Origin of the sequence: Chelativorans multitrophicus (assembly GCF_011317445.1) — a bacterium.
GTDB lineage: Bacteria > Pseudomonadota > Alphaproteobacteria > Rhizobiales > Rhizobiaceae > Chelativorans > Chelativorans multitrophicus.
Map to the genome: position 1 here is coordinate 738,008 of NZ_JAAAPL010000003.1, position 14,805 is coordinate 752,812.

Here is a 14,805-nt window from a genome sequence, read left to right on the forward strand (position 1 = left end):
GGTTTTTTCCCCGTATGTTTGTCGGGCAGCTCAGGATGCAGCGCGCAGCCCGTATTTCGCGTCTGTATTTAGGATGCGGGCAATGAAATCCGCCCCGTCCGCAATGGCCTGCCGGGCCAGTGCCGACATGGACATGGCTTCAAGGAAGGAATGGGTCGCGCCGCGATAGATCTTGCAGGTCATGGCGTTGCCCGCCGCGCGAAGCTTTCCAGCCATCGCCAGGCTGTTTTCCGCAATGATGTCCCGGTCGGCTATCACGAAGAAGCTGGGCGGCAGGTGGTCGACATTGGCGTCCAAGAGATTGACTTCCGGGTTTTTCATGTCTTCAGGCGAGCGGGTGTAATTGCGGATGAAAGAGCGCACTTCATCGCGATCCATGACGGAACCCGGCCCGCCATGCAGGGCCTCGGCCTCGTCGGAGCAATCGGTGGCGAAACCCGCATAATTGAAGAGAAGACCCTTTACGGCGGCGGGCCGACCCTTGTCACGCATGCGGATGGCGGCCGCCAGCGAGAGGTTGCCGCCCGCCGAATCGCCGCCAAGCGCCAGCCGTTGCATATCGACGCCGAGATTGGCAGAACCGATCCACTCCAGCGTGTCTTCTACCTGGTCGAGCGCTACCGGGTATTTGTGTTCCGGAGCGAGATAGTAATCGAGGCCGAGCACCTTCACCCGCGCCGCATGCGCGTACTCGCGCATAAGCCGGTCATGCGTGTTGATGCTGAACAAGGTAAAGCCGCCGCCATGCAGATAGATGAGAACGGGTGCATCCTCGCCAAGGCCAGGATCATAAAGCCGCGCGCGCATGTCGCCGTGCCGCGTGGGGATTAAAAGCTCGAGCGTTTCGGCCATGACAGGGCCGCCCTGACGGAAGGGCTCGCGCACGATTTCCGCGATCCACCGCGCCTCGGCGGAGGAAACCGCCGACAGTGGCGGATGCCGGCTCCAGCCCTCGCGAAGACGTTCCAAGAACAGGGAAATCTCCGGATCGATCGGACAAAGCGTGCCGGAGCCGTTCTTCAACAAATTGGATTCGTTCACGAAAATCGTCCTCCCGAGTCTTGAGGTCGGTTTGACCATAACAACGGAAAAGACGGCTCCGCTCACTTCGCCGGGACGAATACTTTCTCTTTTAGGCCTTTTCGGCAGTCATTTTTGTCACTTTCCCGGTGCGGTAATGGCTGGGCGGAAAACCGAATGACCGGTGAAAGACTGAAGTGAAGGCCGAGATGCTTTCATAGCCGATGCCATAGGCGACGGAGGTGATGGAATGGCCGGCGTGCAGCAGCGATAACGCATGCATCAACCTCACTTGCAGCCGCCAGGTCGATAGCGCCATCCCCGTCTGCTTCTTGAAAACACGGGTAAAGGTGCGCCGGCCCATATTGGCGACGGAAGCCCAGTAATCGATGTCATGAGCATCGCCCGGCTGCTCGATAAGCATGTTGCATACACGCAGAATCCGGCTGTCGGTCGGCATCGGAATCTGGATGTCCACTGTTGGCATGCGCGGGATTTCATCAAGCAGAAGCCGGACGATCTGTCCCTCCCGGCCGAATTCATTGTAGGCGAAATTGAACGTCATGATCTCGCCAATTAGCGCCCGCACCAGATCCGACACTTCGAAGACGCGGCATTCCTTTGGGAGGTTGTCCAGCGTCGGGTCTATATAAACGGCGTAGAACCGCACGTTCTCGCGACAGTGGGTCTTGTGGCGTACGCCGGGCGGAATCCAAATGGCGCGGTTCGGCGGCAGGACATAGGTCGCCGTTTCGGTAATCAGTGACTGCACGCCGGATAGCGAAAAGCTGAGCTGCGCCCGCTCATGCGAATGGAAGGGATCGATATACCCGGCCTGGTACTCATCTGACAACGTCACCACCGGCCGTATCGTCAATGGATAGTCTTTACTGCGTTTCATCGCCCCGAGGCATTTTCCCGCCGCAACTTTGCAATTCGGCCTTAGCCCGCTTCAGGTAAATTCTCGCATAATTGCTTCAGATTGGCCAGTTCGAGAAACATTCAGTCCCGACTGAGACAAACATCCCGAGGGCTTGATGCTAGTCTCCGGCCGATGAGACTACGCCCGGGAGGGCCGAACTCAGGAGTAAAAAAACAAGGGGAATCAACGGATGACGAATAGAAAGACATCGACTGCATGCCTTGTCGCGCTGGCGGCATCCCTGCTGGCGGTTTCTTCCGCAAGCGCCAACGACATCTCCAAGTGCCCGCTTTCGGGCGAGAAGGGCACCGTCTCGATCACACCCGCCAATCCAGGCGTGATCACGGTCGAAACGGCGCTGCCAAATCCGGCCTGGTGGAATGGTGACACGCCGGATCAGATCGCCGACGGTTTCGAATATTGCCTCGCGGCCAACATCGCGCACCGGGCGGGATTTGACGCCGTCAACATCGTTGTTTCCTCGTTTCCGGCGCTGATCGCCAACAACAACCAGAACAAGGATCTGGCGATGGCGACGATCTCCATAACGGAAGAGCGCAAGAAGGTGATGTCCTTCTCCGCCCCCTATTTCTCATCGGATATTGGCGTGCTCGTGAAGGCAGGCGGCAATCTGGACGCTGCGGGGCTGAAGGCCGGTCGCATTGGCGTGCTCCAGGGCACCACGGGTGCCGCCTACGTGACCGATCGCATCCAGCCGGCCGAAGTGAAAGTCTATCCGGAAAATCCAGCCATGTTCGCCGCCCTGATGGCCGGCCAGATCGATGCTGCGATCAACGATACCTCCATCATTCTTGCTCAGGCTTCCAAGTCGAACGGGGTACTTGAAGTGTTGGGCCAGTATGAAACTGGTGAGCAGTACGGCGCGATTTATCCGAAGGATTCGCCGAACAAGGAAGCGATCGACAAGATCATCGAGGACATGCGCGCTGACGGCACGCTTGCCAAGCTTGCCTCGACCTATCTTACCGGCATCTGGGGCGCTGACCCGACCAAGATTCCTTACCTGAAGCCCTGATCATTGCGGGGAGCGCCTCGTGACAGATTTTTCTGAAAGCGGCGAGGCACGGCGACCTCGCCTCGACGAGAAACGATCCTTCGGCGCCGGCGCGGCGCCGAAGGATTCGCGTGGCTGGTCGGCGACGGCGATGGTCTGCGCCCTATTCATAATCCTGGCAGCATGGGCGACCTTCCAAGCCGCCGGCCAACACGCGGCCGCCTTTGGATTGGGTGGGACTGTTTCGTCCCTGCTGTTCTGGGTACCGGTTTTCTGCGCGGCGTTGCTTCTGTGGCCAGCAATCAAGAGCGTCACACGCGGGCAGAAGGCGCGGGATGCGGTTGCGGCCCACGATCTGATCACCGCGCGGATCGAGACGGCCAGTGCACTCAACTACGCGCATTATACGGTCGGCTTTGCCGCCCTCTTCGTGGTGGTCATCGCCCTTGCGCAGTTTCTGATGGCGAACAATCTCGCCGTCAGCCGCACCTTCCTGTCCGTACCGCTGCTCGACCTGTCGTTTCCCCTCATCCTGAAGGCGTTCTGGGTCAATATCTATATCTTCGTCGTAGCCGAAATATGCGTCCTCGTCTGGGGCCTGATCGTCGCGGTGGCGCGGCTCATCCCCGGCAAAACGGCCGCACCAATCCGGGCGATCGCAACGCTCTATACCGACATTTTCCGCGGTATGCCCGCGATCATCACGATTTACCTGATCGGGTTCGGCCTGCCGCTGAGCGGCCTGCCGATCCTCAAGGATCTTTCGGTCGAGACCTATGCCATCATCGCATTGACGCTTACCTTCGGCGCCTATGTCGCCGAGGTCTACCGCGCCGGCATCGAAAGCATTCACTGGAGCCAGGTGGCCGCCGCCCGTTCGCTCGGCCTCACCTACATGCAGACGATGCGCTACGTCATTGTGCCCCAGGCGGTGCGCCGTATCGTCCCGCCGCTTCTTAACGATTTCATCGGCCTGCAGAAGGATACCGCTCTCGTTAACGTCATCGGCTCCATCGATGCCTTCAACCAGGCGAAGATCCTATCGAGCAACTATTTCAACCTCTCGCCCGTCACCGTGGTGGCCTTCCTCTTCGTGGTAATCACCATTCCGCAGGCCCGGTTCGTTGACCGGATACTCGAAAGGGAGCAGCGGCGCACGCGCGCCGGGTAAGGATCCGCCATGGCCATGATCGAAATCAGGAATATCTCTAAATCCTATGGCACGTTCCAGGTCTTCGACGGATTGAGCCTTGAGGTCGAGGAGCACCAGGTCGTTTGTCTCATCGGTGCGTCGGGTTGCGGGAAGTCCACGCTGCTGCGCTGCTTGAACGGACTTGAATCCATCGATAGCGGAGAAATCCGCATACATGGTGACCGCGTGACCGGTCCGGGCGTGGACGTCAACGCCTTACGCCGCGATGTCGGCATCGTCTTCCAGAGCTATAATCTCTTCCCGCACATGACCGTGCTGGAAAACGTCACCCTTGCGCCCTGCAAGGTGCTTGGCAAGCCTAAGGCCGAGGCTACAGCACTCGCAATGCCGCTTCTCGAGCGCATAGGCCTGGCGCACAAGGCGAATGAATATCCGGACAGGCTCTCGGGCGGCCAGCAGCAGCGCGTTGCTATCGTCCGCGCGCTTGCCATGAATCCGATGATCCTGCTGCTCGATGAGATCACATCGGCACTGGACCCCGAATTGGTCGCTGAAGTGCTCAACATTGTACGTGACCTTGCCGCTGATGGCATGACCATGCTCCTCGCCACCCACGAAATGGGTTTCGCGCGCGAGGTTTCGAGCAAGGTCTGCTTCCTTGCCGGCGGAAAGGTGCACGAGGAAGGCCCGCCCGAGCAGATTTTCGGAGCCCCGACGCAAGAGCGCACCGCAGCTTTTCTCCAGCGAATCGTTGAGGCTGGGCGGCTTTAGGCAGCCGGCGGTAAGGAATATAATAGGGCTATTCTGCTATAATTGAAGGTCCCACTGAACAGTTCTATGCCTACTTAAATACTTTCCATTGTGTTGGAAACAACGCCGTCACAATTTCGCAAAACCCTTTAGCAGGTTTTCCATATCGGCGGGGATTGCGGCTTCAAAGCGCATGATCTTGCCCGATACGGGATGCCTGAAGGCAAGAAGGCGCGCATGAAGCGCCTGGCGGGGGAAGGCGGCGACCATTTCTGCCAGAGCCGGAGGCAAGCGATTAGCCTTGGTGCGGAAGGCGCGGCCATAGGCAGGGTCGCCCACCAGCGGGTGGCCGATATGCGCCATATGGACGCGGATCTGGTGCGTGCGGCCTGTCTCCAGTCTGCATTCGACGAGCGCGGCGATCTGCTCTTCGGGCGTGCCGGTCCCATAACGTTCCAGCACGGTGTAGTGCGTCACCGCATGGCGCGCATCGGCTCGGCCCTGTGGCACCACCGCGCGCAGCGTCCGGTCGCTTGCCGAACGGCCGAGCGGCGCGTCGACCAACCCGGAAATGCGGCGCGGCACACCCCAGACAAGCGCCACATAGGCGCGCTCCAGATCCCCGTCCTGTCCGTGATCCGCAAAAGCTTCCGCGAGCACCCGGTGCGCTTGGTCGGTCTTGGCCACCACCATTACGCCGCTCGTGTCGCGGTCGAGCCGATGGACGATACCAGGCCGGCGCACGCCGCCGATGCCCGAGAGCGTGTCACCGCAATGATGGATCAGCGCGTTCACCAGCGTGCCGGTCCAATTGCCGGGCCCTGGATGCACGACCAGGCCCGCTGGCTTGTCGATCACAATCAGTGCCTCGTCCTCGTAGAGAATGTCGAGGGGGATGTCCTCGCCTTGCGGCTCCGGGGCCTCGGGTTCGGGCAGCGTAATGCAATAGAACTCGCCGGCCGCTACCTTCCGCTTTGGCTCGGCCACGGTCCGTCCGTTGAGGGTCACGGCACCTTCCCGGATGAGCGCCTGGATGCGGCTGCGGGAGAAATCCGGGGCAAGTCGAGCGGCCAGCCATTGGTCGAGGCGATTGCCCTCTGCCTTCTCATCCGCCAGCAGCTCTTTCCATCCGCCGCCAGCTTCGCTATCAGGATCGCTCATTTTTCCACTTTTCTTGCGATTGGAATATGCATGGCAGCGCCGAACGCCTCGCTCGAGATTGATGAAGAGAAGCCGCTCGATCCGGCGGCGGAGCGCGTGCGCCGCAAGCTCGTGCGCTTCATGGTCATCAATCTCGGCATTCTTTTCGCCGCCGTTATGGCCGTGGTTTTGGCGCTTGTCTATAAGTCGGTGACGGAGAGCGGGCCACAGGCATCGTCCTCCTCTCCCACTGCTCCTTCGAACGAGATGATTTCCGGGAGCATTCCGCTGCCCGAGGGCGCGCGCATCATCTCCCATGCCGCTTCCGGCGATCGGCTGACATTGCATGTGGCGCTCGCAGACGAGGGCGAGGCCATCCTGCTCTACGATATTCCGGAAGGGCGGTTGGTCGGACGCTTCGCCGTAACCCGCGCCGTGCAATAAGCGCAACGGGCGGACTTGCGGAGAAAGATCTGACCCAGCAGTTCGTTGTTGCAATTCCCGCGGATCGCGACTATATCGCGGGCTTCTGAGCGCTCCCATCGTCTAGCGGTCTAGGACGCCGCCCTCTCACGGCGGAAACAGGGGTTCGATTCCCCTTGGGAGTACCAGAGTTCCCGCGTAAAGCATTGCTGCACAGGTGGCCCCTTTTGGGGGTGCAGAAGCTGCTTTTTTGGACCAATCAATTCCGCGCGTATCGTTAAGGACGGAGAACGAGCTGCCGTCCTTAACAGGACGTTTGGTGAGGGGCGCCGCGTGGCTATGACGACTCAGTAGATGAAGCGCTCAAGGTAAGGAGGCGCGGCCAGACGACCCGATAGGCTTTGCGCGGAGGCTGACTTCGCCGCAGGTCTGCACTGCTCCTTAATGCATGTGTCTCACCACTCGCCGCCACCGCCCAAGTCTTCTTCTATAGGTTTCTGCCTCGCGGCCTCTTCCTGGCGTCTGCGCATTTCCTCCTCTGCTTCTGCGCGCCTGCGCCTTTCAGCCTCCGCTTCCGCTTCTGCGCGCCGGCGCTTCTCTTCCTCGGCTTCTGCGCGTCTGCGCAAATCCACTTCAATCTGATCGCGCCTGCGGTTCTCCGCTTCCGCTTCCGTGCGCCTGCGAAACTCTCTTGCCAGATAATCGAAATGGCGGTTGGCAGCTTGCATTTCCTCTCGGTGGCGGCGGTTTGCGGCCTCTATTTGCCGCTGCGTCGAAAGCTTTATCATGCAGCTTGCGAATGGTTCCGTACCCTCAAAGTATCCGTAGCTGGCACATCGTTCCCGATCCGTCATTCTTGCTTCTCTTATTGCTTCCTCGAAGGAGGCGCAGCCAGGAAGGCTTAAGGCAACCAAAAGAGAAGCCATAAATTGCGTGCGCTTCATGTATCACCTATAGAATAATTCTAAAACAAATGCTTTGTTGAGATAATGTTGTATTATACAACTAAATCATCTAACCATTGAAGAATATTACTTATAGAAATGGCTGCCCGTTTTTAACCTTGCCTTATCGCTGAAATTGCAACGAAAAGAGGCCCCTGACTGCGGCCTGCGCGGATAGCTATATTCTACAGCGTCTTCGTGGTGCGTCCGGAGGCTGCGAGCTATGGCCGCATCAATAATTTGTGGGGCCTGTATTGCGTCCTAAAAGGCGAGCGACACTTCAAGGCGGCTCAATTTCCAAGCCACCAGATCGCAAGAGCGGAGAAGAGCACAAGTGCCAGATAAATGATCGTGCGCGTTTCGAGACGGAACATTTCAACATTCAAAGATTGGTTGCCGGATTGGAATAACACCATCCGGGCCAAGTGACCACCAAGCCTTGCCGCTTGAGTGATCTCGGTAATCGCTGAATGTCTATAGCCGGTCTTGATCAGGTTCTCCGGTTAAGGGCGGGCTGTCCGCTTCATCTCCCGGTTGGGCGGACTCTGAAACAGCGCTCCTGGCCTGTTCGAGCCCACTATTGATTGCGCCCATGGCGCTTTCCCGTGCTGCCGTTCCATATGGGGCCAGGATATCCTCTTCAACCTTGCTGGCGGGCAGCATGGCGCCAATGGCGGCGCCTACAGCCATCCCCAAGGCGCCTATAATAAGCGGCTCCTGGTTCAGCGTGTCATTCAGTACCTGCTGAGCGCGGCTGCCGGCCTGACGGACCTGAGTGGATGCCTGCCTGCCTGTATCGCTCGCCCACTGGCCGGCAGACCTGGCATGCTCGGTCGCAGAATCGAGGGCCGTCGATGCCGCACCTTCCGATGACGTTTCATCAGACGGGAAAGCGGAGCTTTCGTAAGAAGGCCAACTCTGACCCGAATCGGGATAGGCGGCGGTGCCGCTCATTTTGTCCCTCAACGTGTCGGCCTTTGGGCCGCCGCCCATGAAAAGCCACGCGAGTCCAACCCCCACCAATGCGAGTGGAAGGGGGTTGTCCCTCACCTGTGTTTTCAGGTTTTCCAGGGCAATCGAGCCGTCGGAATTTTTGAAATAGGTTCCGAACTCATCGAGAAGCTGACCGGGGGAGAGTTTGCGCTGCAGCGTCTCGGCGGTTTCGCTCATCCTGCTGCGGGCCGCTTCGGCCTCGCGTTCCAATTCTGCTGACGATTTATGCGTCATCGAACCTGTTCCTTCACTGTCTGCACGTCGCGGTTCAGCTGCTTTTGTGTCCGCTCGGGCGCCAGATTGGTCGCCGCCATGTTCGAAGTCCCCATTCTGACCAGGATCACGCCAATGATCGCAACGACGACACCGACCAGCAAGGATGCCCAAGCAGGGCCCAGGCCGAGTTCAGCCAGCGCGGCGATAAGAGCTTGAAGCAGCACCAGCAGCGCCGCCAGGAGACAGATGCTTCCCGCAACGATCTCGATTGCGCCATCCCTTACCTGCCCGACTTTTTCGGACATTTCCGTGCGCAGCAGCTCAAATTCCGTTCGGACGAGCGTCGAGGCCTGCTCTGCAAGGTCGGAAATCAAAGTCGTAATTCCGCGAGGGTCATCATTCGACGACATTGGGTCCTCCCGACGTCTGATATTGGCTGTCCGGCTGGGGCTGGAGATTGTTGACCTGAGGAGCTGTCGGTTCGCTATGCGTCTGGGGACGTCCAGCGGGCGCTGCGCTGCGGGCAAACCGGCCCAAAGCCACGCCCATGAGCACGGAGCCGAGCATGAAAGTGCCCGGATGCTCGCGCCCGAAGCGCCTCACATCTCCAACGAGGTCCTCAAGCCGCTTTTGGCCGATCGCATTGGAAATCTGCTCCAGGCCGTTTGCCGCTTGTGAGAGAAGCTGCGATGCCGGCCCTTCATCTTTTTTCGCCAGTTCGTCGCCGGCTTGCCTCACCGCTTCGGCAAAGGTCCGCAGGCTCTCCGATGTCGCTCCCCGCGCTTCTTCCGCGCGGTTTTGGGCTTCCTCCTTCATGTCGGAGCCGAGCGCGGCCGCTGTTTCGCCAAGGGAGGCTGCCGTACTGGAACCGGCACCAGCCGACTGAGCGCTGCCCGTCCGGTTTGTCGTTGTCGCCATCGCAACCTCCTATGCCAGACCGAGAAACGAAAGAATGGCGAGCACCACCACGATGAGGCCAATGAGGTAGATTATGGAGTTCATGAGATCCTCCTAATGGGAAATCTCCGAACTTCCGGCGGCGCGCTGTGTTCCCAGCGTGGAAAACAGTCCGGTGGCCCCAGCCGTCGACAGCACAGCATCTTCTTGACGCGCAGAACGTGAGGCGCGAGAACCGAAGCCCGAAGGGGCTGCTGGATGAGCATCGCTCCGACCCGGATAACCCACAACTGCGCGATAGCAGTCGGTCACTCCCGATGGAAAGGCTTGCGAACTTGGAACAGACAGTCATCAACGCTCTCAAGAACGTTTCGACCGCCACGCTCACGACCATTCTTCTCAAGAAGGGGCTGCGGAATGTCTGGCTGCGCGGCACCAAGCCGATCAGGCCCGGCCAGCCGCGCATTGTCGGCCCGGCCTTCACGCTTCGGTTCGTGCCTGCGCGTGAGGATCTTGCAACACCGGCGAGTTGGGGCTCGCCGATTTCCACCCGTGCGGCGGTGGAGGACATGCCGGAGGGCGCAGTGGCGGTGGCCGATGCCATGGGCGTCACGGATGCCGGGATTTTTGGCGACATTCTCTGCGCGCGCATGGTGAAGCGCCGTGTGGCAGCGCTTGTAACGGACGGTGTGATGCGCGACGCGGCTGGCGTGCTCGGAACGGGGCTGCCGGTCTGGTGCAACGGTTTTGCCGCGCCGCCTTCGGTGGCGGGGCTGACATTCGTCGGCTGGCAGCAGCCCATCGCATGCGGCGGCGTCGCCGTCTTCCCGGGCGATATCGTCGTGGTGGACGATGATGGCGCCGTGCTGATCCCGGCCGCGCTGCTCGACGAGGTGCTTGCGGAAGCGCCGGAGCAGGAGCGGATGGAAGCCTGGATCATGAATGAGGTGGAAAAAGGCGTGCCTCTGCCCGGCCTTTATCCCATGAACACTGAAACCAAGGCACGGTACGAAGCCGAGAAGGCGAAAAAGGAATGAAGCTCGATCACAGCGCGGGGGGCGTTTACGCCATCGCTGCCACGCCTTTCCATCCCGATGGCCGGCTCGATACGGCCTCAGTGGACCGGCTGACGGATTTCTATCTTGGCTGCGGCGTGACAGGGCTCACCATCCTCGGCATCATGGGTGAGGCGCAGAAGCTGGACCCGGAAGAATCGCTTGCCGTAGCGCGGCAGGTGGTGAGCCGCGCGAATGTGCCGGTGATTGTCGGCGTCTCCGCACCGGGTTTCGCGGCCATGCGGTCGCTCGCGCGCAATTCCATGGATCTGGGTGCGGCCGGTGTCATGATCGCGCCGCCGTCCTCGCTTCGCACGGACGAGCAGATCGTCAACTATTATGCCCAGGCGGTGGAGGCGATCGGCGAAGATATACCCTTTGTCATCCAGGATTACCCGCTGACATTGACGGTCGTGATGACGCCGAACGTCATCCGCACGATCGTTCAGAATCATCCGTCCTGCGTGATGCTCAAGCACGAGGATTGGCCTGGGCTTGAGAAGATCTCGCGGCTCCGGGGATTTCAGGCAGCGGGCGAGATGCGCGAAATCTCCATTCTCTGCGGCAATGGCGGGCTTTTTCTCGATTTCGAGCTGGAGCGCGGGGCCGATGGCGCCATGACGGGCTATGCCTTTCCCGACATGCTGGTGGATACTGTTCGGCTGCAGCGGGAAGGTCGCCGCGACGAAGCGCATGACCTGTTCGACGCTCACTTGCCGCTCATCCGATATGAGCAGCAGCAGGGCGTCGGGCTCGCCGTGCGCAAATATGTGCTGCAGAAGAGGGGCGCCATCTCGAGCGATGCGCAGCGTAAGCCGGCTAGCAGCATTACCGCGGCGGCTACAGCCGAAGTCGACTATCTTCTCTCACGCGTTGCCCGCTACGATCCGCGCGCGAAGCTTTAGAGGTTCCGATTGACGGGCGCCAAATGCGGCGAGCCTTCCGCCGCATGCGGCCTTATTGGACCATACATTTCGCGGAAATAATCTTCATCTGCACTTTCGGAGGCAGATGCGAGATCCTTGATGCTTAAAGGCCGCAGTTGGCTAACGCTGCTTGCACCTCATCCCTTTTTTCGCAGGCGAGACGATGCCCAGCCAAAGCGCTACAGGCGATGGGCTGTTCGTATATCGGCATCTTTGACCATGCTTATATCCGCCTGCCTCGCCAGCAGTGACGCCTTGGCCGTATTGTCATCGGCTGGCAGCTGGTCCGGCAGTGTTGGCGTGAGCGTTGACGGAATTGGCAGCAACACAAGTCCTGTGGGAACAGTTCAGGCAGTCATTCCCGTCGGCTCCACCATTTTGAGAGCGTATCTCTACAGTACCAGCAGATCTTCGCCGAGCACGCTTGCCGAGTTCAATAGTGAAGGTATCACCCTGGCTGGGCAGAGCGTCACCTTCACGCACCTGATCAGCAACAGCACCGCATGGAACTTCTTTGTCGCGCGGGCAGATGTGACTTCACTTGTGCGCACACTGACAGCCAACGCAACCACCAGCAACTTCAACTGGACTGTGACGGAAGGAGCCAGGAACGCCAATATCGACGGCGAGGTTCTGGCTATTGTCTATTCCCATCCTAACCTTCCCCCCGCGAGTGTCGCCTTTTTCGACGGAGGTCTCAGCACAACGGGTGAAACCGCTGTCATGTCGCTGGGGGCAGCCGCGATGAACCCTGCGAGCGCCGCCTTCCGAGGCGAACTCGGCGTCGCGATCTCCTTCAGTTGCTGCAATCAGTTGTCGACGATCAGCATCAACGGGTCCACCATATCCAATTTCGCGGGCAACTTTGATGATGGATTGAGCCAAGCCAACGGCGCCTTGATTACCGTCGGCGGCGTGGGTGATCCGGCCGTCAGCAATCCAGCCAATTACGATAGCGATCACGAACTTTACGATTTGCGTTCCTATATCAGGACCGGGGACCGGTCCGTTACGATTTTCGCGCAGAACCCCACAAATGATGACAACCTCTTCTTCATTCATGCCTATGTTCGCACAGCAGGCATCAGAGGAACGGTCTTTGAGGATACGGCGGGCAACCTGCTTGCTGATGGAAGCATAGGCACGGCAAGAAACCGCGGTATAAGCGGCGTCACAGTACGGTTGTTCGACAACGCAGGGACGCAAATCGGCGCAACCCAAACAGAAGCCGACGGTACATATCTGTTCCCATCTGTTCCGGCACCCGGCACCTACTATGTCGCGGTTGATGCGCCGACGGTGAGTGCGGCGGGGACGTCCGGCGTTGTTGGTGAGCAGACCTATGCGCGGGCGGGAAGCGGGAACACCGGCGCGGCGGGGGGCGCGGGCTACGGGACCCTTTGCGTCAGCACCAATGGCAGTTACACCCAGCAGAACGCCACCACCACCTCCGGCGCGGCCGGCAACCCGGCCAATGGCGCCTGCTATGGCGGCCGGCGCGGCGCCACGGCCGATAGCGGGACCACGGCGCTTAATTTCAAAGAGCATGTGATCCGGGTCGTGACGGACGCGGGCAGCCCGGTCACCAATGTCGATTTCGGCTTTTCCTTCAATGTCGTGACCAATGTGAACGACAGCGGGCAGGGGTCCGTGCGCCAGTTCATCGCCAACGCCAACGCGATCACCGCGGCCTCCGGCGGCGGGGGCGAACCCGATGCGGGCGCCAATGTCCTGCGCTTCGTGCCGGCGCTTGCCATGAATGGCAGCGACTGGTGGCAGGTCGCTCCCACCGCACCATTGCCGGCGATCGGCGGGCCGCGAACGACCATCGACGGCAGGGCCTATGACAATGCCAACGGAACGTCGGCGCTTCTTCGAGGCGCGGTCGGAACGGGCGGGCTGGTGGGGGCGGACTGGAATCCGCTCGTCCTCAGCCAGGTGGCAAGCCCGAAGCTGGCCCTGGCCAACGGGCTCACGGCCGACGCGCTCACCATCGCCGCGGGCGCGAACGACACCACCATCCGCAACATCGGCATATTTGGAACCACCGCCAATTCGGGTAACGGTATTTCAGGTTCCGGGGTTCTCACCGGCCTGCGCATCGAAGGCAATGTCATCGGCGTATTGCCCGATCAGAGCAGTGCCGCCGGCACAGTGGGAAACGGGATACTGCTGGACAGCAACACCAACGGCAGCTTCACGATCGCAAACAACTACATTGCTGATTCCAGAGGTTTTGGCGGTATTCTTGCAACAAGCAATACCCATGTGGCGCTCGGCAGCTACATCATCAGCGGCAATCAAATCGTCGACGCCGGCTCTGACGCCATCAATTTGGGAAGCTCCTCCCACGTGACGGTGAGCGGCAACCTTTTGCAGCGTTTCACCCAAAGTGGCGTCGACTTGATTTTTAACAAGGGATTTAATCTCGTCGAGCACAACACCATTGCTGAAGGGAGCGGCCCGCAGCCCGAGGGCGGAGTGAGACTGCTGGGCGACACAAGCAGCGATAGCAATAGAAGCAACATCGTCCGCTTCAATAAGCTGGTCAACAACGCTGGAACGCGTCATGCAGGAATAACCGTAAGCCGCCTCGGGGCCGGCAATCGCCTTACCGAGAACCAGTTCGGCGGCAATTCGGGCAACGCGATCGACAATATCGATGGTACGGGGAGCCTTCCGGACGGAGTCACGGTCAGGACGGGTTGCACCACAAACACCGTGCCGCTCGGCCGGCCGGTGCTTTCCTCGGCCATCCTTGTCGACAACACGCTGCGGCTTGAGGGCAGCTATTGCGGCAGCGGCACCTATAGGCTGGAGCTCTACAAGGTGGCGCCGGGCAGTGCCGGGGATATGGGCGCCGACGGCCTGCAGGCGGGCGAGGGCGGAACCTTCCTGGCCGCGCTGACGGGGCTTTCCGGCGGCACGCTCGACGAGACGCTTTCCCCCGCTCCGGGCAATCTCGTCGCCGGCTCGGACCATATCACGGCCATCCTGATCCGCGAGACGGCCACCGGCGGGGCCGTCGGCGACACGTCCGAGTTCAGCGCCAATGTCCTGGCTGTCTCCGTGCCGTTCGTCACCCTTGCCAAGGTGAGCACCGGCGGGACGGGCAGCTTCATCTTCAACGGCTCGGCCGCCAATGCCAACGGCTTTCCGACCGACGACACCTATTCGCTCGCCACGACGGCGCAGGACGTGGCCGTGGAAGGGGCGCCGGTGCCGCTTGCCGCCGCCGATGTCGCCACCGAGATCGTCGAAGGGGTGCCGCCGGGCTGGGTGCTGGAGACCGCCCGCTGCGAGGACCGCCGGGCCGCCACGACCGGCAATCCGGTGGGCCCGGTGATCGGC

General features: G+C 60.4%; 14 protein-coding genes and 1 tRNA gene. 8 read left to right on the forward strand and 7 right to left on the reverse strand.

The annotated features are described in order from the left end of the window. Window positions 1-30: 30 nt before the first annotated feature. Together GNP00_RS18020 and GNP00_RS18025 are read right to left on the reverse strand one after the other, a co-directional pair. On the reverse strand, window positions 31-1,041 hold the full coding sequence (locus GNP00_RS18020) for an alpha/beta hydrolase fold domain-containing protein (protein WP_166016185.1): 1,011 nt from the start codon (window positions 1,039-1,041) through the stop codon (window positions 31-33). Window positions 1,042-1,132: 91 nt separating this feature from the next. Then, window positions 1,133-1,921, reverse strand: coding sequence for an AraC family transcriptional regulator (locus tag GNP00_RS18025; RefSeq protein ID WP_011582463.1), 789 nt, complete (start codon window positions 1,919-1,921; stop codon window positions 1,133-1,135). A 211-nt stretch (window positions 1,922-2,132) separates the two neighbouring features. On the opposite strand from GNP00_RS18025, the gene GNP00_RS18030 reads away from it, so the two are divergent. Genes GNP00_RS18030 through GNP00_RS18040 form a run of 3 tightly spaced genes read left to right on the forward strand, consistent with a single transcriptional unit; the run spans window position 2,133 to window position 4,881 of the window. Continuing rightward, a complete protein-coding gene (locus GNP00_RS18030; protein ID WP_011582462.1) occupies window positions 2,133-2,978 on the forward strand; it encodes an ABC transporter substrate-binding protein in 846 nt (281 codons plus the stop codon). A gap of 19 nt (window positions 2,979-2,997) precedes the next feature. After that, entirely contained in the window at window positions 2,998-4,128 is a 1,131-nt protein-coding gene (locus tag GNP00_RS23755) for an amino acid ABC transporter permease (protein WP_343034285.1), read from the forward strand. A gap of 9 nt (window positions 4,129-4,137) precedes the next feature. Further along, a complete protein-coding gene (locus GNP00_RS18040; RefSeq protein ID WP_011582460.1) occupies window positions 4,138-4,881 on the forward strand; it encodes an amino acid ABC transporter ATP-binding protein in 744 nt (247 codons plus the stop codon). A gap of 108 nt (window positions 4,882-4,989) precedes the next feature. Here the strand turns inward: GNP00_RS18040 and GNP00_RS18045 are convergent, their stop codons facing one another. Continuing rightward, window positions 4,990-6,021 carry an RluA family pseudouridine synthase gene (locus tag GNP00_RS18045; protein ID WP_011582459.1) on the reverse strand — a complete coding sequence of 344 codons (1,032 nt, stop codon included), beginning with the start codon at window positions 6,019-6,021 and terminating at the stop codon, window positions 4,990-4,992. Window positions 6,022-6,051: 30 nt separating this feature from the next. Between GNP00_RS18045 and GNP00_RS18050 the strand changes: the two genes are divergently transcribed. After that, window positions 6,052-6,444 (forward strand): hypothetical protein, encoded by a 393-nt coding sequence (locus GNP00_RS18050; RefSeq protein ID WP_011582458.1) that lies wholly within the window; start codon window positions 6,052-6,054, stop codon window positions 6,442-6,444. A 91-nt stretch (window positions 6,445-6,535) separates the two neighbouring features. Further along, window positions 6,536-6,611, forward strand: a tRNA-Glu gene (locus tag GNP00_RS18055). 267 nt (window positions 6,612-6,878) lie between these two features. Here GNP00_RS18055 and GNP00_RS18060 read toward each other — a convergent pair. From GNP00_RS18060 to GNP00_RS18075, 4 genes are all read right to left on the reverse strand, one after another. Continuing rightward, entirely contained in the window at window positions 6,879-7,151 is a 273-nt protein-coding gene (locus GNP00_RS18060) for a hypothetical protein (protein ID WP_157038113.1), read from the reverse strand. Window positions 7,152-7,841: 690 nt separating this feature from the next. Beyond that, entirely contained in the window at window positions 7,842-8,594 is a 753-nt protein-coding gene (locus GNP00_RS18065; RefSeq protein WP_011582456.1) for a DUF3618 domain-containing protein, read from the reverse strand. Then, window positions 8,591-8,986, reverse strand: a complete 396-nt coding sequence (locus tag GNP00_RS18070) for a phage holin family protein (protein ID WP_011582455.1) — start codon at window positions 8,984-8,986, stop codon at window positions 8,591-8,593. The genes GNP00_RS18065 and GNP00_RS18070 overlap by 4 nt, the downstream gene beginning before the upstream one ends. Next, a complete protein-coding gene (locus GNP00_RS18075) occupies window positions 8,973-9,494 on the reverse strand; it encodes a hypothetical protein (protein WP_011582454.1) in 522 nt (173 codons plus the stop codon). Before GNP00_RS18075 ends, GNP00_RS18070 begins: the two co-directional genes overlap by 14 nt. A 296-nt stretch (window positions 9,495-9,790) precedes the next feature. Here GNP00_RS18075 and GNP00_RS18080 point away from each other — a divergent pair, with 296 nt between their 5' ends. The 3 genes from GNP00_RS18080 to GNP00_RS18090 all read left to right on the forward strand — a co-directional run. Further along, window positions 9,791-10,510: a ribonuclease activity regulator RraA gene (locus tag GNP00_RS18080; protein WP_011582453.1), complete on the forward strand. Its 720-nt coding sequence runs from the start codon at window positions 9,791-9,793 to the stop codon at window positions 10,508-10,510. Then, a complete protein-coding gene (locus tag GNP00_RS18085; protein WP_011582452.1) occupies window positions 10,507-11,433 on the forward strand; it encodes a dihydrodipicolinate synthase family protein in 927 nt (308 codons plus the stop codon). Before GNP00_RS18080 ends, GNP00_RS18085 begins: the two co-directional genes overlap by 4 nt. Window positions 11,434-11,754: 321 nt before the next feature. After that, window positions 11,755-14,805, forward strand: a 3,051-nt coding sequence (locus tag GNP00_RS18090; protein ID WP_343037189.1) for a prealbumin-like fold domain-containing protein, incomplete at its 3' end; no start/stop codon positions are given.

Bases quoted from the DNA above. Each gene is read 5' to 3' on its own strand.
- GNP00_RS18025 (WP_011582463.1), bottom strand. From the start codon at position 1,921: ATGAAACGCAGTAAAGACTATCCATTGACGATACGGCCGGTGGTGACG.
- GNP00_RS18030 (WP_011582462.1), top strand. From the start codon at position 2,133: ATGACGAATAGAAAGACATCGACTGCATGCCTTGTCGCGCTGGCGGCA.
- GNP00_RS18040 (WP_011582460.1), top strand. From the start codon at position 4,138: ATGGCCATGATCGAAATCAGGAATATCTCTAAATCCTATGGCACGTTC.
- GNP00_RS18045 (WP_011582459.1), bottom strand. From the start codon at position 6,021: ATGAGCGATCCTGATAGCGAAGCTGGCGGCGGATGGAAAGAGCTGCTG.
- GNP00_RS18050 (WP_011582458.1), top strand. From the start codon at position 6,052: ATGGCAGCGCCGAACGCCTCGCTCGAGATTGATGAAGAGAAGCCGCTC.
- GNP00_RS18060 (WP_157038113.1), bottom strand. From the start codon at position 7,151: ATGCAAGCTGCCAACCGCCATTTCGATTATCTGGCAAGAGAGTTTCGC.
- GNP00_RS18065 (WP_011582456.1), bottom strand. From the start codon at position 8,594: ATGACGCATAAATCGTCAGCAGAATTGGAACGCGAGGCCGAAGCGGCC.
- GNP00_RS18070 (WP_011582455.1), bottom strand. From the start codon at position 8,986: ATGTCGTCGAATGATGACCCTCGCGGAATTACGACTTTGATTTCCGAC.
- GNP00_RS18075 (WP_011582454.1), bottom strand. From the start codon at position 9,494: ATGGCGACAACGACAAACCGGACGGGCAGCGCTCAGTCGGCTGGTGCC.
- GNP00_RS18080 (WP_011582453.1), top strand. From the start codon at position 9,791: ATGGAAAGGCTTGCGAACTTGGAACAGACAGTCATCAACGCTCTCAAG.
- GNP00_RS18085 (WP_011582452.1), top strand. From the start codon at position 10,507: ATGAAGCTCGATCACAGCGCGGGGGGCGTTTACGCCATCGCTGCCACG.